Below are 20,380 nucleotides of genomic sequence, written 5' to 3' on the forward strand. Positions count from 1 at the left end.
TGCCGGGCCGCGAGCCGGTTGCGGCCGATGGCGACGGCGCTGCCGGCTACGATCAACAGCGCGAGCGCCGTGCTGAAGGCCGGGTGAAGAATAATGTTCCAGTCGAGCTGCATGTGCCGTTTCCTGGTCTGGCTACAGACGAGAACTGCACGATGACGACTCGTTTCCGAATCTCCCATCGTTGCTTTTCGTTAGCGTTAAGATTGCCCCTGACCAATGCGTAAGACTTTCTCGATTATCGCATTCAGCGTGGTTAAGCCGAGCGTAACATGTGCCATATCTCAGCGCTGCCGCCTGAATTTGAAAGGAGGCCGATGCCGTTTACCATCCCGCCATTGCTGTTGCCGATCCCGATGCTGTTCGCGTCGAACTTGTTCATGACCTTCGCCTGGTACGGCCATCTGAAGTTCAAGGAATCCTCGTTGCCGCTGGTCATCATGGTCAGCTGGGGCATCGCGTTCTTCGAGTCCTGGCTGGCGGTGCCGATCAACCGTTGGGGCAGCGAGGTGTATTCGGCCGCATAGCTCAAGACCATGCAGGAGGTGATCACGCTGATCGTGTTCGCCGGCTTCTCGGTGCTGCTTCTGAAGGCGCCGCTCGGCTGGAACCAGGCGCTCGGCTCCGCCTTCATCGTGGCGGGCGCGTTCGCCATCTTCCACAAATGGTAGTGATCGAAGGTGGCGCGATCGGCGTTACTTCGCCGCCGGGGCCACGCGCAGTACGCGTCCCGCCGAACTGTCGGTCAACAGATACAGCGCGCCGTCCGGGGCCTGCCGGACATCGCGGATGCGCTCGTTGAGATTCTGCAGCAGGCGCTCCTCGCCGGTGACGGCGTCGCCCTTCAGCGACAGCCGTACCAGCATCTGCCCCGCCAGCGCGCCGGTGAATACGCTGCCGCGCCAGGCCGGAAACAGGTCGCCGGTGTAGAATGCCATGCCGGAGGGCGCGATCGACGGCACCCAGGCCTTGATCGGCTGCTCCATGCCGTCCTTCACCGTGCTCTCGTGAATCTTCGCGCCGGAATAATCGATGCCGAAGCCGATCACCGGCCAGCCGTAATTCTTGCCCTTGCCGATGATGTTGACCTCGTCGCCGCCGCGCGGGCCATGCTCGATTTCCCAGAGTTCACCGGATGCCGGATTGATCGCGAGGCCCTGTTCGTTGCGGTGGCCGTAGCTCCAGATTTCCGGCTTGGCGCCGTCGCGGCCGACAAAGGGATTGTCCTTCGGTACCGAGCCGTCCGGCGCGATGCGGATCAACTTGCCGAGATGGTTGGCGAGGTTCTGCGCCTCCTCGCGGTAGCTGGAATGCTCGCCGAGTGTGACGAACAGATTGGCGTCGCTGGCCTGCACGATGCGGCAGCCATAGTGATTGCCCGACGACAGTGGCCCTTCCTGGCGGAAGATCACCTGCACGTCGTCGAGCCGCGGCGCGATGCCATTGACCAGCCGGCCGCGCGCGACCGCCGTGCGGCCGCCGCTGCCGCTGCGTTCGGAATAGCAGAAGTAGATCGTATTGTTCTGCGCGAAGCCGCGATCGGTGATGACGTCGAGCAGCCCACCCTGTCCGGTGGCCCAGACCTGCGGCACGCCTCGCAGCGGCGGCGACAACTCGCCCTGCGGCGTGACGATGCGTAGCCTGCCGGGACGCTCGGTCACCAGCATGCGGCCATCCGGCATGAACGCCAGCGCCCACGGGTTGACGAGGCCGCTGGCCACGGTCTGCACGTCGAGCTTGCCGGCGGAGGAGGCGAACGCCGTCGTCTCGCTGCGCGAGGTGCTGGCGATCAGGAAGCTGGCGGTAAGCGCGGTCGCTGCGGTCAGCGTCGCGGTTACCCAGACCACGGGCGTCTTCATCGGATGGCTCCATCGCGCAACGGCGCGGGCGATGCCTGTCATCGCAGAATGCAAATGGATGGCTGGCCGTCAGGCGGGCAGTGGCATCGCGGTCGCGACCTTGAGGGTCAGCAGCGTCAGCGTCACGATCAGGCACAGCGACAGGCAACCGACCGCCACCGTTGCGGCGACGGCATTGCCGAGCCGGGTTGAAGCAACCACGGCAGGACGGGGTTCAAAACCTGCAACCACGCGAAGCGACCGGATCATGGTCGTAAATCCCTCAGATCGCGGACGAATCATCCGCGTACTACTAATCTGCAGGGGGCAGCGGGCAAGATTTGGGCGGGAATTCCGCCGATCATGGCGAAAACGAGGCAAAATCGCCGGTTATGACCGTTATTCTTGCGCTCAAGCCTCGGCGACGAGGTCCAGCGTATCGAATTCCGTCGAGGTCGGCCGCCAGTCCATGGCGACGAAGCCGTTCGACTGCTCGACGCGGCGCAGCCAGCGGCGCACCGCTGGGAAGCTGCCGAGGTCGAAATCACACTGCTCGGCGACATGGGTGTAGCCGTACAGAGCGATGTCCGCGATGGTCAGCTGGCCGGCGGCGAAGAAGTCGTTGGTCTTGAGATGGTCTTCCATCACCTGCAGCGCCGCATAGCCGCGCTCCATCCAGTCTTCCAGCGCGTGGGTCTGAAGATCGCGGCCGCCGCGCACCAGACACAGCCAGAAATAGGCAGCGCCGATGTTCGGCTCCAGCGCATGCTGTTCGAAGAACATCCATTGCAGCGCCTCGGCGCGGTCCATCCGGGAATCCGGCGCCAGTGAGGTGCCGATCGCGACGTACCACAGGATGGCGTTGGATTCGGCGAGGTAGCGGCCCTCGGCGATTTCCAGCAGCGGCACCTGTCCGCTCGGATTCTTGGCGAGAAATTCCGGCGTGCGGCTTTCGCCGCGCAGGATGTCCACTTCGATGGAGCGATAGGGGGCATCGAGCAACGCCAGTGCAAGGCGAACCTTGTAGCTGTTGCCGGAGCGCTGCATCGAATAGAGCTTGTACATGCGCGGTGGTTCGATCCATCAAAGTGGGCAAGTCACGCGCCCAAGACACGCGTTCAAGTCACGCGCCGCTTCTCGGCTGGCAACGCGTCCAGACAATGATGCTGATACCGGCACCTCGCAACCCCTCGACTCTGGAAAAAGTCGAAAACGGTTGCCGCCCTTCGTCACGCGAAAATTCATTCCCCGCGCGGTGCAATCGGCATCACACGTGCGTGAAGCGCGGCGGCGTTTCTCATGCATATATTAACTTCGATGCGGCTTTCGCCCTGGAAGCTCTCGAAAAGCGACGTTTGCGCAGCAACATTCCGGCCATCCTTCTTGCGATGCAGCGTCGCGCGCTTTAGGGTGCCGCGATCCCAACAGGATCGCCCACCGAAGAGTCGCAAGCCACGCGTTCGCGACGTTTGCAAGGAGATGATGATGTCGTTTTTGTCCGCTGCGCTCGACCGTGTGAAGCCGTCCGCGACCATCGCGGTGTCGGATAAAGCACGTCAGCTGAAAGCAGCCGGCCGCAACGTCATCGGCCTTGGCGCCGGCGAGCCCGATTTCGACACCCCGGCCAACATCAAGCTGGCGGCGATTTATGCCATCGAGGCCGGCAAGACCAAGTACACCGCGGTTGACGGCATTCCCGAGCTGAAGGAAGCCATCATCGGCAAGTTCCAGCGCGAGAACGGCCTGACCTATGCGGCGAACCAGATCATCGTCGGCACCGGTGGCAAGCAGGTTTTGTACAATGCGCTGATGGCGACGCTGAACCCCGGCGACGAGGTCATCATCCCCGCGCCGTACTGGGTCAGCTATCCCGAAATGGTGGCGCTGGCCGGTGGCGAATCGGTGCCGGTGGTCTGCACCGCGGACTTCGGCTTCAAGCTGCAGCCCGCTGCATTGGAAGCCGCGATCACGCCGAAGACCAAGTGGGTCATCCTGTGCTCGCCGTCGAACCCGACGGGCGCCGCCTATTCGCGCGCCGAGCTGAAGGCGCTCACCGACGTGCTGGTCAAGCATCCGCATGTCTGGGTGATGACCGACGACATGTACGAGCATCTGGTCTATGACGATTTCGTGTTCACCACCCCGGCGCAGGTCGAACCCAAACTGTTCGATCGCACGCTGACCGTGAACGGCGTCTCCAAGGCCTATTGCATGACTGGCTGGCGCATTGGTTACGCCGGTGGTCCGGTGCAGCTGATCAAGGCGATGGCGACGATCCAGTCGCAGTCGACCTCCAACCCGTCGTCGATCGCACAGTGGGCGGCGGTGGAAGCCTTGAACGGTCCGCAGGATTTCATCCCGGCTAACAACGCGGTATTCAAGGAGCGTCGCGACCTCGTTGTATCGATGCTGAACCAGGCTAAGGGCCTCGACTGCCCGCGGCCGGAAGGCGCGTTCTACGTCTATCCGTCCTGCGCCGGCACCATCGGCAAGACCGCGCCCTCCGGTAAGGTTATCGAGAACGATGAGGACTTCGTCACCGAGTTGCTTGAGACCGAAGGCGTTGCAGTGGTACAGGGGTCGGCATTCGGGCTTGGACCCGCATTCCGTATCTCCTACGCCACCAAGACGTCGGATCTCGAAGACGCATGCGGTCGGATTCAGCGCTTCTGCGCCAACCTGCGCTAAGCGTTTCGCGCGAAGTGAATTGCGGTTCGCGTCAAGAAAGCGCGTCTAAGCAATAAACTGCGGCCTTCGTTTCGATTGTGTCGGAACGGAGTGGCTTTCATGTCAGATAAATAACGGCCCAAATCGCGACGATTTGTCGCCTTATTTTCGGAAGCGCCTTGTTTTGGACACGGCGCTTCCTTCCTGTCCCCCCACAGTTCCAAAACCTAAATAAAGGCTACTGCAATGAAGATTTCCAAGATGTTCGGTATCGCGACTGTTGCGCTGGTGGCGTCGTTCGCCTCGGCGAATGCACAGCAGGGCGTTCGCGTCGGCGTCCTCGAGTGCACCGGCGGCCAGAACGTTTCGTTCGTCGTCGGTTCGAACGCGACTCTGAACTGCGTGTTCCAGAGCGAAGGTGGCCGCGCTGAAGGTTACGTCGCCACGGTCCGCCGCTTCGGCCTCGACCTCGGCTTCACCCAGAACACCACCGTGCAGTGGGCTGCCTTCGCACCCTACGCGCGCGTTCCCCGCGGCGCGCTCGCCGGCAGCTACGGCGGCGTTGGCTCCAACGCGTCGGTCGGCGTCGGCTTCGGCGGCAACTTCCTGCTCGGCGGCAACGGCAACCAGTTCACCCTGCAGCCGCTCAGCGTTCAGGGCCAGACCGGCCTCAACGTTGCGGCCGGCATCGTCAGCCTCGACCTGACCCCCGCTGCTCCGGTGCGTGCCCGTCGTCACATGCGCAAGCATCATCGTCACCACTAAGCGACAACACGGTTTGGAAAAGGCCCGCGAAAGCGGGCCTTTTTTATTGCGCGGCATTTGTCGTGCCATTGTCACCCATCGTCAGGATTATCGACCGGCGACGGCGCGTGCATTTTTGATAGCACCCGTTTACCGTTGTCTGGCACTTCATTGCTCTGCTTTATCTTACGGAGAAATTGCCATGAGCCGCCTTCCACTATTTCTGGGACTTGCCGCTACTCTCGTCGCGTTCGGCGCGCAGGCGCAGTCGCCGCAGACCGTGCAGATCGGCGTTCTCAATTGCCGTGGCGGCGCCAGCGTCGGGTCCATCGTCGGCTCCGTGACCAATCTCGGTTGCGTGCTGCTGTCCAACGGGCGCCCGGACCAGCCCTATGTCGCCACCATTCGCAAGCTCGGCGTCGATCTCGGCATCACCGAATCGACCGCTCTGTCCTGGGCGGTGTTCGCACCGGTGGACCGCGCCGGAATGGGTGACCTGTCCGGCAACTACGCCGGCGCGCAGGGCTCGGCTTCGTTCGGCGTCGGCCTCGGTGCCAATGTTCTGGTCGGTGGCTCCGCCAACTCCATCGCCCTGCAGCCGATCAGCCTGCAGGGCTCCACCGGCATCAACGTCGCGGCGGGCCTCGAAAGCCTCGAACTGCGTCCGGGGCGGTAGCCTTCGCTTTCTTCCTTCCCCTCCCGCCTTGCGCAGCTTCGTTGCGCGGGGAGGAAGAAACACCGCATCGCAGCAACGTTTCCATCTTGCCAAAATGCCGGGCCGGGCGGAGCATCGGTTGCCGACCCAATCAAGGGCCGAGCTCCAGATCAGGAGGCGGCAATGGGACACGACCTGAGAAGTCCCCGCGGTCCACAGCGCCATGCACGATGCATCGCGCTGGTGGGCCCTTTCCAGAGCGGAAAAACCACCCTACTAGAAGCGATCCTGGCCCGCACCGGCGCCATCCCGCGGGTCGGAAGCGTCGATGCCGGCACCAGCACCGGCGATGCATCGACCGAGGCCCGCCAGCACAAGATGAGCGTCGGCCTGAATGCTGCGACCACTACCTTCATGGGCGACAGTTACACTTTCATCGATTGCCCTGGCTCCGTTGAATTCCTCCACGATATGCGGATGGCGATTCCGGCTGTGGACGCCGCGGTCGTCGTTTGCGAGGCCGACGAGCGCAAGCTGCCGCAACTGCAGCTGGTGCTGCGCGAGCTTGAGGACCGCAACATTCCGCGATTTCTGTTTCTCAACAAGATCGATCGCGCCAGCAAGCGGGTCCGCGAGACGCTTGCGACCTTGCAACCCGCATCGCGCGTGCCGCTGGTGCTACGGCAGATTCCGATCTGGAACGGCGATTTGATCGCGGGGTTCGTCGATCTGGCGCTGGAGCGGGCCTTTGTCTACCGCGAGCACAAGGCCTCTGAGGTGGTCGCGCTCGATGGCGGCAATCTCGACCGCGAGAAGGAAGCCCGCTTCTCGATGCTGGAAAAGCTCGCCGATCACGACGACGCGCTGATGGAGCAGTTGCTTGAGGACATCGCGCCGCCCGCCGACGCGGTGTTCGACGATCTCGCCCGCGAATTGCGCGAGGGCCTGATCTGTCCGGTGCTGCTCGGCTCGGCGCTGCGCGAAAACGGCGTGCTGCGGCTGTTGAAGGCGCTGCGTCATGAGGCGCCGGACATCGCCGACACCGTAAAGCGGCTCGGCGTCGCGTCGGGACGTGACGCGCTCGCTTATGTGATGAAGACGAGTCATCTGCAGCATGGCGGCAAGTTGTCTCTGGCGCGCGTGCTGCAGGGCGAGATCGACGACGGCGCGACCTTGCAGTCGTCGTCCGGTGAAAGCGGTCGGGTGTCCGGCATTCTGGCGGCGAACGGCGCCCATGACAGTAAACGCGCGTCGGCGGAAGCGGGTGAGGTGGTGGCGCTCGGCAAGCTCGATCACATCCGGACCGGCGACACGTTGACGTCCGGCAAAACCGCGCCGGCCGCGCTGGTGAACGTCGCGCCGGCGTTGCCGGTGCTGGCGATGGCGCTTGCCGCTACCGACCGCAAGGACGACGTCAAGCTCGGCCAGGCCCTGCAACGCCTGACCGACGAGGACGGCTCGCTGAGCGTGGTCAACCCTGTGGGCCACCATGAGGTGGTGCTGTGGGGGCAGGGCGAGATGCACCTGCGCGTTGCGCTGGAGCGGCTGCACGACCGCTTCGGCGTCAATGCCAAGGCCCACGCGCCGACGATCGGCTACCAGGAGACGATCCGCAAAACGATCATCCAGCGCGGGCGGCACAAGAAGCAGTCCGGCGGTCACGGCCAGTTTGGCGACGTGGTGCTGGAGATAAAGCCGCTTCCGCGCGCCGGCGGCTTTGCGTTCGAGGAGAAGGTGGTCGGCGGCGCAGTGCCGCGTAACTACATTCCTGCGGTCGGCGAGGGCGTCGTCGATGCGCTGTTGCGAGGCCCGCTCGGCTTTCCGGTCATCGACATCAAGGTCACGTTGACCGACGGCTCCTACCACAGCGTCGATTCCTCCGACCTCGCCTTCCGCACCGCGGCGCGGATCGGCGTCAGCGAAGCACTGCCGCAGTGCCAGCCGGTGCTGCTGGAGCCGATCCATGTGGTGGAGGTGGTCTGTCCGACCGACACTACGGCGAAGATCAACGCCATTCTGTCCGGCCGCCGCGGCCAGATCCTCGGCTTCGACACCCGCGATAGCTGGCCGGGCTGGGATGTGGTCCGCGCCATGCTGCCCGAGGCGGAGATCGGCGACCTGATCGTCGAGCTGCGCTCCGCGACTGCCGGCGCCGGCAGCTTTACGCGGGCTTTCGACCACATGGCCGAAGTCGCCGGCCGCGCCGCCGACCAGATCATCGCCGCGCATCGGGTGGCGGCATGATGTAGGCTGCGGTCCATGACCCTGGGACCGCGCATCGTGATCATCGGCAACAGCGGCTCCGGCAAGAGCACGCTGGCGAAGTTGCTTGAGCCGCGCATCGGTGGTGAGCGGGTCGATCTCGATCATATCCATTGGCTCGACAGGGTCGGAAACAAGCGGGACGAGACCGAAGCAAAGGCGATGGTCGCGGCTATTGCGTCGCGGCCGAACTGGATCATCGAAGGCGTCTATGGATGGCTGGCCGAAGCCGCCTTATCGCGCGCCAGCGGGCTGATCTGGCTCGACATGAGTCCGGCGGTTTGCCGCGAGAGCCTCGTTCTGCGCGGGCCATGGCGCGGAGCCGGTGCGGACGAGCACGCCGCGTTTCTGGCATGGGCAGATGCCTATTGGGATCGCACGACTTCCACGTCATTCGTCGGTCACGCCGCGCTGTTCGATGGCTTCCTCAAGACGAAAATGCGTTTCGAGCATCGGGCCAGCGTGGCCGAATTTACCGCGGTTCTCCCTTGCGCCGGCGGCGCCGCTTTTGAATAGTTGGCGGTAGCTTGGTAGAGGACAATTCCCGCGATGCTGACTTCCCGGAGTAATCTGCTGCTGGCCTGCGCCCTGAGCGGGCTGGCCGGCTATGTCGACGGCATCGGCTTTCTGCATCTGGGCGGATTGTTTGTATCGTTCATGAGCGGCAACTCGACGCGGCTCGGCGTGATGGCGGCGGAGCAGGACTGGCCGAAGGCGATCGAGGCGCTGCGCCTGATCGCCTTGTTCGTGGTCGGCGCTGGCATAGGCAGCCTGATCGGCCGCGGCCGCGGCAGGCACCGGCAATGGCTGTTGTTGCTGGCCGAAGCCGTCTTGCTCGGTTCCGGCGCGCTCGCCTTTGAAATCAGTTTGCCGGCACTCACCATCGTGGCGCTGGTCGTGACGATGGGCCTGGAGAACGCCGTGTTCCAGGCCGAGCCGGGCGCGCCGGGCATTGGCCTGACTTACATGACGGGCACGCTTGTCCGGGTCGGGCAGCTGCTGGCCGCAGCGCTGGTCGGCGGCCCGCGCTGGGCCTGGCTGCCTAACCTGCTGCTGTGGGCGGCGCTGGTGGCGGGTGCTGCGATCGGCGCGCTGGCCTATCAGCGAATCAGCCTGGCGTCGGTATGGTTCGCGGCGGCCGTCGCCTTGTTGCTCAGCACAATTGCTGCAATTGCTTCGTATCGCGCCCGAATTTGACAGCCAATATCTCACCATGATTGCTGTGACAGGTACGCCTCCAGTAGAGGCGAAGGATGATCTATGCCCAACCAGATTAAAGCTCGCGCCGCATGTTTGATCGGCTGGCCCGCGGCCCATTCGCGTTCACCGCTGATCCATCATCACTGGTTGCGCGCGCTCGATATTGCCGGCGGCTACAGCATTGAATCGGTGCCGCCGGAAGGCGTCGCCGAATTCGTGATGAACCTGTCGAAGCACGGCTATATCGGCGGCAACGTCACCATTCCGCACAAGGAGCGCGTGCTCAATCTCACCGCGCCGGACCAGCGCGCGCGTGCCGTCGGGGCCGCCAACACGCTGTGGTACGATCACGGCACGTTGCGCTCGACCAATACCGACATCGAAGGCTTCATCGACAACCTCGACCATTGCGCCGATGACTGGGACCACGCCGAGGACGCGGTGGTTCTTGGCGCCGGCGGATCGTCGCGCGCGGTTGTATTCGGCCTGCTGGAGCGCGGCATCAAGCGCATCCATCTCGCCAATCGCACCCTTGAGCGCGCGCAGGCGATTGCTACGCAATTTGGGTCGCGAGTGCTGCCGATGGCGTGGGATGATATCGGCGACATCCTGCCGCGCGCCGGTCTGCTGGTGAACACCACCTCGCTCGGCATGAAGGGGCAGCCCGAACTTGTCATCGACCTGTCGCCGCTGCCGTCGTCGGCGGTGGTTGCTGATCTTGTTTACGTGCCGCTGGAGACGCCGCTGCTGGCCGCGGCCCGCGGGCGCGGGCTGCGCACCGCGGACGGGCTCGGCATGCTGCTGTACCAGGCCGTGCGCGGGTTCGAATTGTGGTTCGGGCAGCGGCCGGAAGTAACTCCCGAACTGCGCGCGCTGGTCGAGGCCGATCTCACAGTGACGTGACGGGAATAGCAATCGGGCCGCGGGGTTTCCATCTGCAGGGCGTGGGGCGCATTCTCCGCCATCCTCAAAGGAAATCATATGTTTCTACTTGTATCTCCCGCCCGCGCCTTTGCGGCGTCGCTGGTCGCTGCATCGTTGATATCATCGCTCGCCTTCGCACAGCAGGTGCAGCCGACCCGGATTCGCGGTACTATCGAAAGCGTCAACGGCGCGAACCTCTCAATCAAGACGCGCGACGGTGACGAGCGCAACGTGCGCCTGACCGACAACGTCACGGTCACCGGCATCACCAAGACCACTTTGGCCGAGATCAAGCCCGGTTCCTATATCGGCGTCACCGGCCAGCCGCAGCCTGACGGCACCCAGAAGGCGATTGCGATCCACATTTTTCCGGAAGCGATGCGCGGCACCGGCGAAGGCTTCCGTCCGTGGGATCTGCGCCCCAACAGCACCATGACCAACGCCACCGTCGACCAGAAGGTCGCGGCCACCGATGGCCAGACGCTGACGGTGAAATACAAGGACGGCGAGAAGAAAGTCACGGTCGGCCCGGATACGCCAATCGTCACCTTCGTGCCGAGCACCAAGGCCGAGCTGAAAGCCGGCGCCAAGGTCATCATCATGGGCGCCGACAAGAGGCCGGACGGCAGCTACGAGACAGCCCGCGTTAATGTAGGCTTGGACGGCCTGACCCCGCCGATGTGAGCCGGACGTCACGCCTTTATCGCGCACACCTTCATTCATTTCCTGCCCTCGCGTGCAATGAAGCCATACCGGTCATCAAAAGATGACGGGTGTTGTAAAAGTTTGCAATCTCCACTTGTTGTTCCCATGGAACCCCTGCATCATGACACCCGGGTCGGCCTTGGAGGCCGACCCGGGTGGGGGGAGTCATGATTACTCGACGTTTGTTTTGCGCATGCGTGGCCGGCGGCCTGTCTCTCGCGGGCACAGCCGTTCATGCGCAGTCGCTGGAATGTGCGGTGTTCACGCCGGATCGCCAGAAGTCGACTGCGCCGGATGCGGCGTTTGCCCGCCTCAAGGCCGGCAATGACCGATTCACGTCCGGCAAGTCCATCAATTGCGATCTGATGGCGCAGGTGAAGGAGACGGCGGCCAACCAGTCGCCTTACGCGGCCATTTTGGGCTGCATCGATTCCCGCGTGACGCCCGAACTGGTGTTCGACCAGCGTATCGGCGACGTGTTCTGCGCGCGGGTGGCAGGGAATTGCGTCAATACGGACATCATAGGCAGCCTGGAATACGCCACCAAGGTTATGGGCGCGCGAGCCATCGTCGTGCTCGGGCATAACTTCTGCGGCGCGATCAAAAGCGCGGTGGACGACGTCAAGCTCGGCAACATTACCGAGTTGCTGAAGAATTTTCAGCCCGCGCTGGCAACGTTGACCGCTGCGGATGGCCACCGTGACTCGCACAACTACGCGCTGGTGCAAAAAGTAGCGGAAGCGAACGCGCGGCTGACCGCCGCAAGCCTGCTCGATCGCAGTCCCGTCATCAAGGCGCAGGTCGAGGCCGGAGAAGTAAAGATCGCGGCCGCCATGCACGACATCACGACCGGCAAGGTGAGCTGGCTCACCTGAATCGTCGGGGCCGGCACATCAGCCGGCCGCGACGAAACAAACTTACTTCACCAGCACGTGGCCGTCGATTTCCGCGATGGTGTTGACGCCGCACAGGCCCATCGTGACGCTCAATTCCTTGGCGAGGATGTCGAGCGCCTTGGTGACGCCGGCTTCGCCGTAAGCGCCGAGGCCGTGGACATAGGCGCGGCCGATCATGCAGCTCTTGGCGCCGAGCGCCAGCGCGCGCATCACGTCCTGGCCGGAGCGGATGCCACTGTCGAACATGATCTCGATGTCGGAGCCCACTGCCTGTACGATGCCAGGCAGCACCGAGATCGACGACGGCGCGCCGTCGAGCTGGCGGCCGCCATGGTTCGACACCACCATTGCCTGTGCGCCGGTTTTCAGGACCTCGCGGGCGTCCTCTACGTCATGAATGCCTTTGACGATCAGTTTGCCCGGCCAGATGCTGCGGATCCATTCGATGTCCTTCCAGTTCAGCGACGTATCGAACTGAGACGCAGTCCATTCCGACACCGACTCCAGGTCGTTGGCGTCCTTGACGAAGCCGGCGATGTTGCCGAAGTTGCGCCGCTTGGCGCGCAGCGTGCCGATCAGCCAGGACGGCTTGCTGGCGAAGTCGATCATGTTCTTCAGGCTGTAGATCTTCGGCGGCACCGAGAGGCCGTTCTTGATGTCCTGGTGGCGCTGCCCGATCACCTGCAGGTCGACCGTCAGCACCAGCGCACTGCACTTCGCTGCGATGGCGCGTTGGATCAGTTCCTTGATGAAGCCGCGGTCCTTCATCACGTAGAGCTGAAACCAGAACGGCTTCTCTACATTCTCGGCGACGTCCTCGATCGAATTGATCGACATCGTGCTCAGCGTGTAGGGGATGCCGGCGGCCTGGGCGGCGCGGCAGGCGTGGATCTCGCCGTCGCCATATTGCATGCCGGTGGAGCCGACCGGCGCGCAGATCAGCGGAAGGCTGGCCTTCTCGCCGAGGATCGTGGTGGAGAGGTCGCGTTTGGAAATATCGACCAGGATGCGCTGGCGGAATTTCAGCTTCTGCAGGTCGGCCTGGTTGGCGCGCAGCGTGTCCTCGGAATAGGAGCCGCGATCGACATAGTCGAAGAAGGCTTTCGGTACGTTCCGCTTGTGGACCTCGCGCAGGTCAGCGATCGTGGTGATGTACTTCATGGCGTCCCGGCCCTTCTTGCATTTGCTTGTTTAGTCGTCATCTAGCATGGTTGTGGCGGCAGCCAAACGATCGTTCGGGCGGCTGCTCTGCTTCGCGCGAAGGAGGACTGCCATGCCGGGCTCGGATGACAAAGCTCTCACCGCCGCCGAGATCGAGAAAAAGAAGCTCGATGACGCCCTCGAGGAGGGGCTGGAAGAGACTTTTCCGGGCTCCGATCCGGTCAGCATGACCCAGCCGGTGCACTCCAAAGCCGACCTGCCTCTCAAGCCCAAGGACTGACGGTGCCTTGCTGCAGTCTTTGGTTGCTTGCCTAAATCGAAAATAGCGTTTTTAGATCAAGTGCTTGCGAAAATATGCACAGCCCGCTGCCCGGTAATGATTCATCATATTTTTTGAAGCCATTTTAGGAGGCGGGGCCCTATAAGACCGTCATAAGCCGCAAGGCGAGTGTTGAAGGCGAGTCGCCGGGATCCGGTTCGACAGCCCGGGCATGGTCCGGGCACGCCAATCTGGGGGTTGATATGAGCCGCAAATATTTTGGGACCGACGGCATCCGTGGCCTTGCCAACGGCGTCATCACGCCGGAGCTGGCGCTCAAGGTCGGGCAGGCAGCGGGTCTGGTGTTCCAGCGCGGCGAACATCGCCACCGCGTGGTGATCGGCAAGGACACCCGTTTGTCCGGCTACATGATCGAGAACGCGATGGTCGCGGGCTTCACCTCGGTCGGCATGGACGTGCTGCTGGTCGGCCCTATGCCGACGCCGGCGGTGGCGATGCTTACCAAGTCGATGCGCGCCGATCTCGGCGTGATGATTTCCGCCTCGCACAACCTGTTCGAGGACAACGGCATCAAGCTGTTCGGCCCGCTCGGCTTCAAGCTGTCCGACGAGGTCGAGAAACAGATCGAGGAATTGCTCGACGAGGACCTCGGCAGGAAGCTCGCGCAGAGCGCCAGCCTCGGCCGCGCCCGCCGCATCGACGGCGTGCATGACCGCTACATCGAATCCGCCAAGCGCACCTTGCCGCGCGACCTCAGCCTTGAAGGCCTGCGCGTCGTCGTCGATTGCGCGCACGGCGCCGCCTACAAGGTGGTGCCGGAAGCGCTGTGGGAGCTGGGCGCCGACGTGATCTCAATCGGCGTCGAGCCCGACGGCTTCAACATCAACAAGGAATGCGGCTCCACCTCGCCGGAAGCGCTGAGCCGCAAGGTGCGCGAGATGCGCGCCGATATCGGCATCGCGCTGGATGGCGACGCCGACCGCGTCATCATCGTCGATGAGCGCGGCCATGTCGTCGACGGTGACCAGCTGCTGGCGGTGATCGCGCAGAGCTGGAAGGAAGACGGCCGCCTCGCCAGGCCGGGCATCGTCTCCACCGTGATGTCAAATCTCGGCCTCGAGCGTTTTCTGAACGCGCAAGGCATTGAACTCATCCGCACCGCGGTGGGCGACCGTTACGTGCTCGAACAGATGATGAAGCACGGCTACAATGTGGGCGGCGAGCCGTCCGGCCACATTATCATGTCGGATTACGCGACCACCGGCGACGGCTTCGTCGCTGCCTTGCAGGTGCTGGCAGTGGTGAAGAAGCACGGCCGCCCGGTGTCGGAAGTCTGTCACCTGTTCGACCCGCTGCCGCAGATCCTCAAGAACGTGCGCTATCGCAGCGGCAAGCCGCTCGACAACGACGACGTGAAATCCACCATCGCCGCCGGCGAAAAGCGCCTCAACGGCCACGGCCGGCTGCTGATCCGCCCGTCCGGCACCGAGCCGGTGATCCGCGTCATGGGCGAAGGCGACGACCGTAACATGGTCGAGGAAGTCGTCGACACCATCGTGTCCGCGCTGGGCGACGCCGCCGCCTCTGCGGCTTAGCGGTAGCCTTCTTTTCTCTCCCCGCTGACGAAGCTTCGCTTCGCGCGGCGGGGTGAGGTCGACTTCGCGGTTGCAGCAAATCCCGTGCATCGCAGCCATCGCTTAATATCGGTGGCGGCCTGCAGCCAGACCTCGTAGGAGGAACACCCTCCAGGTCGTGAGTCGCCGTTGTGAACAAGAATGTCATCGCCACCGAAGAAACGTTGGCGACGCCCGTCGTGACGCAGCCCGTGACTGTGCCCGCCGCGATCACCAGCCCGGCCTATCTCGTGCTCGGCGGCATCAGCGTCTCGCATTTTCTCAACGACACCATGCAGTCGCTGATCCCCTCGGTCTATCCGATCCTGAAAGAGAACTACGCGCTCGACTTCGCGCAGATCGGCCTGATCACGCTGGCGTTCCAGATCACCGCCTCGCTGCTGCAGCCCGTCGTCGGGCACTTCACCGACAAAAAGCCGCTGCCGTACTCGCTGGCGATCGGCATGGGCTTTACGTTCTTCGGCCTGCTGCTGCTCAGCGTCGCTCATGTCTATACGGTGATCCTGATCGCGGCGGCGCTGGTCGGTCTGGGTTCTGCGGTATTCCACCCGGAATCGGCGCGGATCGCGCGGCTCGCGTCCGGCGGCCGCTATGGCATGGCGCAATCCGTGTTCCAGGTCGGCGGCAATTCTGGCTCGGCGCTGGGGCCGGTGCTGGCGGCGCTGATCGTGGTGCCGTTCGGTCAGCCCAGTCTGGCCTGGTTCTCGTCGATCGCCTTTGTCGCCATCGTGCTGTTGTGGCAGATCGGGCGCTGGTACAAACCGCGCATCGTGCCGCGCAGCAGCGCAGCCATCGCGCGTCATCCCGGTGCGCCGACGCCGCGGCGCGTGGCGTTCGCGATTGCCATTCTGATCGTGCTGGTGTTCTCGAAGTTCATCTACCTGTCGAGTCTGACCAGCTACTACACGTTCTACCTGATGGATCAGTTCGGCGTCTCGACGCAGGCGTCGCAGCTCTATCTGTTCCTGTTCCTCGGCGCCAACGCGGTCGGCACGTTTTTCGGCGGGCCGATCGGCGACCGCATCGGCCGGCGCTACGTGATCTGGTTCTCGATCCTCGGCGTGCTGCCGTTCACGCTGCTGCTGCCGCATGTCGGCCTGATGGGAACCGCCGTGCTCAGCGTCATCATCGGCTTCATCATTTCGTCGGCGATGCCGGCGATCCTGGTCTATGCGCAGGAACTGGTGCCGCATCGCTTCGGCATGATCTCCGGCCTGTTCTTTGGCTTCGCATTCGGGGCGGGCGGTATCGGTGCGGCCTTGCTTGGCGAAGTCGCCGATCGCACGGGTATCGTCTTTGTCTATCAGGCCTGCGCCTTCCTGCCGGTCATCGGGCTTCTGGCGGTACTTCTGCCGAAGATGCCGAAGCACGCGGGCTGAACGCGCCCGTCGATGGTTTTCGACCGTCGCTGATATCAACACATTGTTAGTACTTGCGGCGCGCGTATGCCCCCATTGCGCTTCGCAGCAAGTTCTCTCATCAATTGTCAACCTTAATTGTTAGGGTTAAGTGCCGCTTAAGAAATTAATGGCATCGTCCGCTCGTGAGTTTTTGAGTGTGGGGCCATCGAAGTGCTCCTTTGTATGAGGACGAACCAATGATTAGGAACAAGTCGATACTGGCCCTCGGCGCTGTCGCTCTGATGTCCAGCGCAACTTTCACAGGCACTGCATTCGCCGCCGACATGGCGATGCGGGGGCCGCAGCCGTATTACGCCCCGCCGGCCCCGCCGTCGGAAGAATTCGGCGGCTGGTATCTGCGTGGCGATATCGGTTTCAGCAATCAGAAGGTCAAGAACATCGCCATGGGCGATAACCGCAATGCGGCGCTCCTGTCGCTTGAGGAGACCACCGGATTCGACACCGCCGGCATCTACGGCGGCGGCATCGGCTACCAGTTCAACAGCTGGCTGCGTGGCGACATCACCGGCCAGTATCGCGGAAATTCCAACTTCAAGGGTACCGACCGGATTACCTTCCCGGCGGCGGGCCTCGTTGGAACGGGCGTCAACAACTACAGTGCGACAAAATCCGAGTGGGTCGTCATGGCCAACGGCTATGTCGATCTCGGTACGTGGTGGTGCGTAACGCCGTTTATCGGCGCGGGCGTCGGCATGGCGCGCGTCAATATCGCGAACTACACCGACAACGGTGCAACCCTCGTCGGCGGCGTCACTTCTCCGAGCTTCGCCGGTGCATCGGATGCATCGAAGTGGAACTTCGCCTGGGCGCTGCACACCGGTCTTGCCTACAAGATCAATCCGGCAACGACCGTCGAATTCGGCTACAGCTACATGAACCTCGGCGACGGAACCACCGGAGCCGTCTCGGACTACACCGGCTTCACCCGTGGCGTTCCGATGCAGTTCAAGGAAATCACCTCGCACGACCTGAAGCTCGGCGTGCGCTGGAATCTGGACAGCCCGCCGGCCTACGCGCCGCCGCCGCCGCTGATCCGCAAGGGCTAAGCGACGTCGCAGCGATCTTAAGACTTCTTAACGGCGCGGGATTTTTCCCGCGCCGTTTTCGTTGTTCCATACGCGTTTTGCAACTTTTGATTAACGTTAACAGGAGATGATCAATCGCGTTGAGATTGCGTTCAGGGAGAGTTGCGATGCGGACTTGGGTAGCGGTGGTGGCGTTCATGGGCGCGGTGAGCAGCGCACAAGCGGCCGATTTTATGGATCTGCCGGTGTTGCGCGGGAGCTTTCGCGACGCGCCGGCCCCGCAGGGCAACTGGGATCGCTGGTATGCCGGCGGCCAGTTTGGCTACACCGGTGCCAATCTCGATTTCAGCCATGCCTCGGCTTCGCTGACGGATTACATGCTGCGCAACGGCGTGCTGCAGAATTCGGTGCACGAATGGTCGCTGCTCGAAGGCAAGAATGCGTCGGGCATTGGCTTCGGTGGCTTTGTCGGCCGCAACTGGCAGTGGGAAGACGCCGTCATCGGCTTCGAGGTGAACTACAGCAACCTGCGCGGCATCCGCAATGGGTCCAACGGCGAGATGTATCTGGCGATTATCAATCCGCCCGGCGATACGCCGCCCGACGGCCATACATACCGCTATAATACGCGCCTGAGCGGGAGCGCCACTGGCGAGATCAAGGATGCCCTCACATTGCGCGCGCGTGCGGGCTGGGATGCGGGCACTTTCATGCCCTACATGTTCGGCGGTATCGCGCTCGGCCGCGTCAATGTCAGCCGCACGGCCACGCTCGATATCAGCAAGGACGATATCAACGTCCTGCCGGTACCTGTCGGTTCGGTAGTCACGACCAACGTCACGCCAAATCCCGCGACAAAGACCGAGGGCGGCGTTGACAGCATCACCGGCGGTTATACCGTCGGCCTTGGTACTGAAATGCTGGTAGCCGGCAATCTGTTCCTGCGCGCTGAATGGGAATATATCAGGCTGCTGAAGGTCAAGGATGTCGCCTTCAGCATGAACAGCGCCCGAGTTGGTGTCGGCTACCGGTTCTGATCGGGATACACAAGCGTTGTTGTCGAGCTGGTCGAGGAGGGCGCCGTGATGCTGAAAATATATGGTGATCTCAGTTCCGGAAACTGCCTGAAGGTGAAGTGGGTCTGCGACATCCTCGCGCGTCCCTATCAGTGGATTGCCGTCGATACCACGAAGGGCGAAACCCGCACGTCTGAATTCCTGCAGATGAATGGGGCAGGGCAGGTGCCGGTCGTCGTGCTCGGCGACGGCCGCGCGCTCGCGCAGTCCAACGCCATCATCCGCTATCTCGCTCGCGGCAGCGATCTCATCCCCTCCGACGCCTATCAAGAGGCGAAGATGGATGAGTGGTTGTTCTGGGAACAGTACAGCCACGAGCCCTATATCTCGGTGTGCCGTTTCCAGATGGTCTATCTCGGCCGCACGGTTGGCGATCTCGATCCGGAGAAAGTGAAGCGTGGTTATGCCGCGCTGGCGCGGATGGAGCATCATCTCGCCGGGCAGCGATATTTCACCGGCGACCGCGTCAGCCTCGCCGATGTCGCGCTGCTGGCCTATACGCGTGTCGCCCATGAAGGCGGTTTCCATCTCGACGGCTATCAGGCGATCCGGCGCTGGATCGCAGACGCCCAACAGGCGCTGTCGGTGTGAATGCGGTTCGCCTGGGCACTATCGCTATGCCGATCAATCACCTGTGATAGCTCCGATCCAGCTTGACGGTTTCCGGCTATTGCCATATCCACGCCAGTGGGCCACCTCCCCCCAACGGGAGGCTTGCTATCTGGAAGGATAGATAAGATGACCGCGACCAAACCGACTGCGCGCCCCAACGTGCCGCATTTTTCCTCCGGTCCCTGCGCCAAGCGCCCCGGATGGACCCCCGAAAAACTCCATGACGCTACCCTCGGCCGTTCGCATCGCGCGAAGGTCGGCAAGGCCAAGCTCAAGCTTGCGATCGAGCTGACGCGCGAAGTGCTTGAAGTGCCGGCCGGCTACCGCATTGGGATCGTGCCTGCGTCCGATACCGGCGCTGTCGAAATGGCGCTGTGGTCGCTGCTTGGCCCGCGTCCCGTCACCACCATCGCCTGGGAATCCTTCGGCGAGGGCTGGGTCAGCGACATCGTCAAGGAACTGAAGCTCAAGGACGTCACCAAGCTGCATGCCGGCTATGGCGAACTGCCCGACCTTTCGAAGGTCGATCCGAAGTCCGACGTGGTCTTCACCTGGAACGGCACCACTTCCGGTGTGCGCGTGCCTAATGCCGACTGGATCAGCGCGACGCGCGAAGGCCTGACGATCTGCGACGCCACCTCGGCCGCGTTTGCGCAGAAGCTCGACTGGGCCAAGCTCGATGTCGTCACCTTCTCCTGGCAGAAGGCGCTTGGCGGCGAGGCCGCGCATGGCATGCTGGTGCTCTCGCCGCGGGCCGTTGCCCGCCTGGAAAGCTACACGCCTGCGTGGCCGCTGCCGAAGATCTTCCGCATGACCAAGGGCGGCAAGCTCAACGAAGGCATCTTCGAAGGCGAGACCATCAACACGCCGTCGATGCTGTGCGTCGAGGATTACCTCGATGCGCTGGCATGGGCCAAGTCGGTCGGCGGTCTCAGCGCGCTGATCGCGCGCGCCGATGCCAACACCAAGGTGCTCGCCGACTGGAAGGCGAAGACGCCGTGGGTGGATTTCCTCGCCACGGACCCGTCGATCCGCTCCAACACCTCGGTGTGCATGAAGGTGATCGATCCCGCGATCACCGCGCTCTCTGCCGACGCTCAGGCCGACTTCGCCAAGAAGCTGGTCGCAGCAGTGGAGAAGGAAGGCGCCGGCTACGACTTCGCGCACTACCGCGATGCGCCCGCGGGCCTTCGCATCTGGTGTGGGGCGACTGTCGAAGCCAAGGACGTCGAGATCCTGACGCAGTGGATCGACTGGGCTTTTGCATCGACCAAGGCCACGCT

At 63.1% G+C, this 20,380-nt stretch carries 20 protein-coding genes and 1 pseudogene; 17 read left to right on the plus strand and 4 right to left on the minus strand.

All coding sequences use genetic code 11. From position 1 onward, the window contains the following. Positions 1-314 precede the first annotated feature (314 nt). Positions 315-668 (plus strand): annotated as a pseudogene (locus JWQ24_RS13520) (DMT family protein). Between the two features lie 24 nt (positions 669-692). Here JWQ24_RS13520 and JWQ24_RS13525 read toward each other — a convergent pair. The 3 genes from JWQ24_RS13525 to JWQ24_RS13535 form a co-directional block, all read right to left on the minus strand. Further along, a complete protein-coding gene (locus tag JWQ24_RS13525) occupies positions 693-1,856 on the minus strand; it encodes a PQQ-dependent sugar dehydrogenase (RefSeq protein WP_299808630.1) in 1,164 nt (387 codons plus the stop codon). A gap of 69 nt (positions 1,857-1,925) precedes the next feature. After that, positions 1,926-2,105, minus strand: a complete 180-nt coding sequence (locus JWQ24_RS13530) for a hypothetical protein (RefSeq protein WP_299808633.1) — start codon at positions 2,103-2,105, stop codon at positions 1,926-1,928. 141 nt (positions 2,106-2,246) lie between these two features. Next, positions 2,247-2,900 (minus strand): glutathione S-transferase family protein, encoded by a 654-nt coding sequence (locus JWQ24_RS13535; protein WP_299808636.1) that lies wholly within the window; start codon positions 2,898-2,900, stop codon positions 2,247-2,249. A gap of 420 nt (positions 2,901-3,320) precedes the next feature. Between JWQ24_RS13535 and JWQ24_RS13540 the strand changes: the two genes are divergently transcribed. From JWQ24_RS13540 to JWQ24_RS13580, 9 genes are all read left to right on the plus strand, one after another. Next, positions 3,321-4,523: a pyridoxal phosphate-dependent aminotransferase gene (locus JWQ24_RS13540; protein ID WP_299808639.1), complete on the plus strand. Its 1,203-nt coding sequence runs from the start codon at positions 3,321-3,323 to the stop codon at positions 4,521-4,523. 225 nt (positions 4,524-4,748) lie between these two features. Continuing rightward, on the plus strand, positions 4,749-5,267 hold the full coding sequence (locus JWQ24_RS13545; protein ID WP_299808642.1) for a DUF992 domain-containing protein: 519 nt from the start codon (positions 4,749-4,751) through the stop codon (positions 5,265-5,267). Positions 5,268-5,448: 181 nt separating this feature from the next. After that, on the plus strand, positions 5,449-5,922 hold the full coding sequence (locus JWQ24_RS13550) for a DUF992 domain-containing protein (protein WP_299808645.1): 474 nt from the start codon (positions 5,449-5,451) through the stop codon (positions 5,920-5,922). A 162-nt stretch (positions 5,923-6,084) separates the two neighbouring features. Beyond that, a complete protein-coding gene (locus tag JWQ24_RS13555; protein ID WP_299808647.1) occupies positions 6,085-8,145 on the plus strand; it encodes an elongation factor G in 2,061 nt (686 codons plus the stop codon). Positions 8,146-8,160: 15 nt separating this feature from the next. Continuing rightward, entirely contained in the window at positions 8,161-8,679 is a 519-nt protein-coding gene (locus JWQ24_RS13560) for a hypothetical protein (RefSeq protein WP_299808650.1), read from the plus strand. Between the two features lie 33 nt (positions 8,680-8,712). Further along, the gene (locus tag JWQ24_RS13565) at positions 8,713-9,360 is read left to right on the plus strand and encodes a YoaK family protein (protein WP_299808653.1); all 648 of its coding nucleotides are present in this window, start codon (positions 8,713-8,715) and stop codon (positions 9,358-9,360) included. 63 nt (positions 9,361-9,423) lie between these two features. Then, a complete protein-coding gene (locus tag JWQ24_RS13570; protein ID WP_299808656.1) occupies positions 9,424-10,266 on the plus strand; it encodes a shikimate dehydrogenase in 843 nt (280 codons plus the stop codon). Positions 10,267-10,344: 78 nt separating this feature from the next. Next, entirely contained in the window at positions 10,345-10,971 is a 627-nt protein-coding gene (locus tag JWQ24_RS13575; RefSeq protein ID WP_299808658.1) for a hypothetical protein, read from the plus strand. 278 nt (positions 10,972-11,249) lie between these two features. After that, positions 11,250-11,867, plus strand: coding sequence for a carbonic anhydrase (locus JWQ24_RS13580; RefSeq protein WP_299808661.1), 618 nt, complete (start codon positions 11,250-11,252; stop codon positions 11,865-11,867). 42 nt (positions 11,868-11,909) lie between these two features. Here the strand turns inward: JWQ24_RS13580 and JWQ24_RS13585 are convergent, their stop codons facing one another. Continuing rightward, on the minus strand, positions 11,910-13,049 hold the full coding sequence (locus tag JWQ24_RS13585; protein WP_299808664.1) for an alpha-hydroxy acid oxidase: 1,140 nt from the start codon (positions 13,047-13,049) through the stop codon (positions 11,910-11,912). Positions 13,050-13,161: 112 nt separating this feature from the next. Between JWQ24_RS13585 and JWQ24_RS13590 the strand changes: the two genes are divergently transcribed. The 7 genes from JWQ24_RS13590 to JWQ24_RS13620 form a co-directional block, all read left to right on the plus strand. Further along, positions 13,162-13,329, plus strand: a complete 168-nt coding sequence (locus JWQ24_RS13590) for a hypothetical protein (RefSeq protein WP_299808667.1) — start codon at positions 13,162-13,164, stop codon at positions 13,327-13,329. Positions 13,330-13,571: 242 nt separating this feature from the next. Then, positions 13,572-14,924 (plus strand): phosphoglucosamine mutase, encoded by a 1,353-nt coding sequence (gene glmM, locus JWQ24_RS13595; RefSeq protein WP_299808669.1) that lies wholly within the window; start codon positions 13,572-13,574, stop codon positions 14,922-14,924. Between the two features lie 170 nt (positions 14,925-15,094). Beyond that, positions 15,095-16,342 (plus strand): MFS transporter, encoded by a 1,248-nt coding sequence (locus tag JWQ24_RS13600; RefSeq protein ID WP_299808672.1) that lies wholly within the window; start codon positions 15,095-15,097, stop codon positions 16,340-16,342. A 218-nt stretch (positions 16,343-16,560) separates the two neighbouring features. Then, positions 16,561-17,430 (plus strand): outer membrane beta-barrel protein, encoded by an 870-nt coding sequence (locus tag JWQ24_RS13605; protein ID WP_299808675.1) that lies wholly within the window; start codon positions 16,561-16,563, stop codon positions 17,428-17,430. A gap of 146 nt (positions 17,431-17,576) precedes the next feature. Continuing rightward, positions 17,577-18,446: an outer membrane beta-barrel protein gene (locus JWQ24_RS13610; RefSeq protein ID WP_299808677.1), complete on the plus strand. Its 870-nt coding sequence runs from the start codon at positions 17,577-17,579 to the stop codon at positions 18,444-18,446. A 51-nt stretch (positions 18,447-18,497) separates the two neighbouring features. Then, positions 18,498-19,076 (plus strand): glutathione S-transferase family protein, encoded by a 579-nt coding sequence (locus JWQ24_RS13615; protein WP_299808684.1) that lies wholly within the window; start codon positions 18,498-18,500, stop codon positions 19,074-19,076. Positions 19,077-19,223: 147 nt separating this feature from the next. Next, the coding region (locus tag JWQ24_RS13620) for a phosphoserine transaminase (protein ID WP_299808680.1) at positions 19,224-20,380 on the plus strand (1,157 nt) is incomplete at its 3' end.

The sequence above is a fragment of the Tardiphaga sp. genome (assembly GCF_028290495.1).
GTDB lineage: Bacteria > Pseudomonadota > Alphaproteobacteria > Rhizobiales > Xanthobacteraceae > Tardiphaga.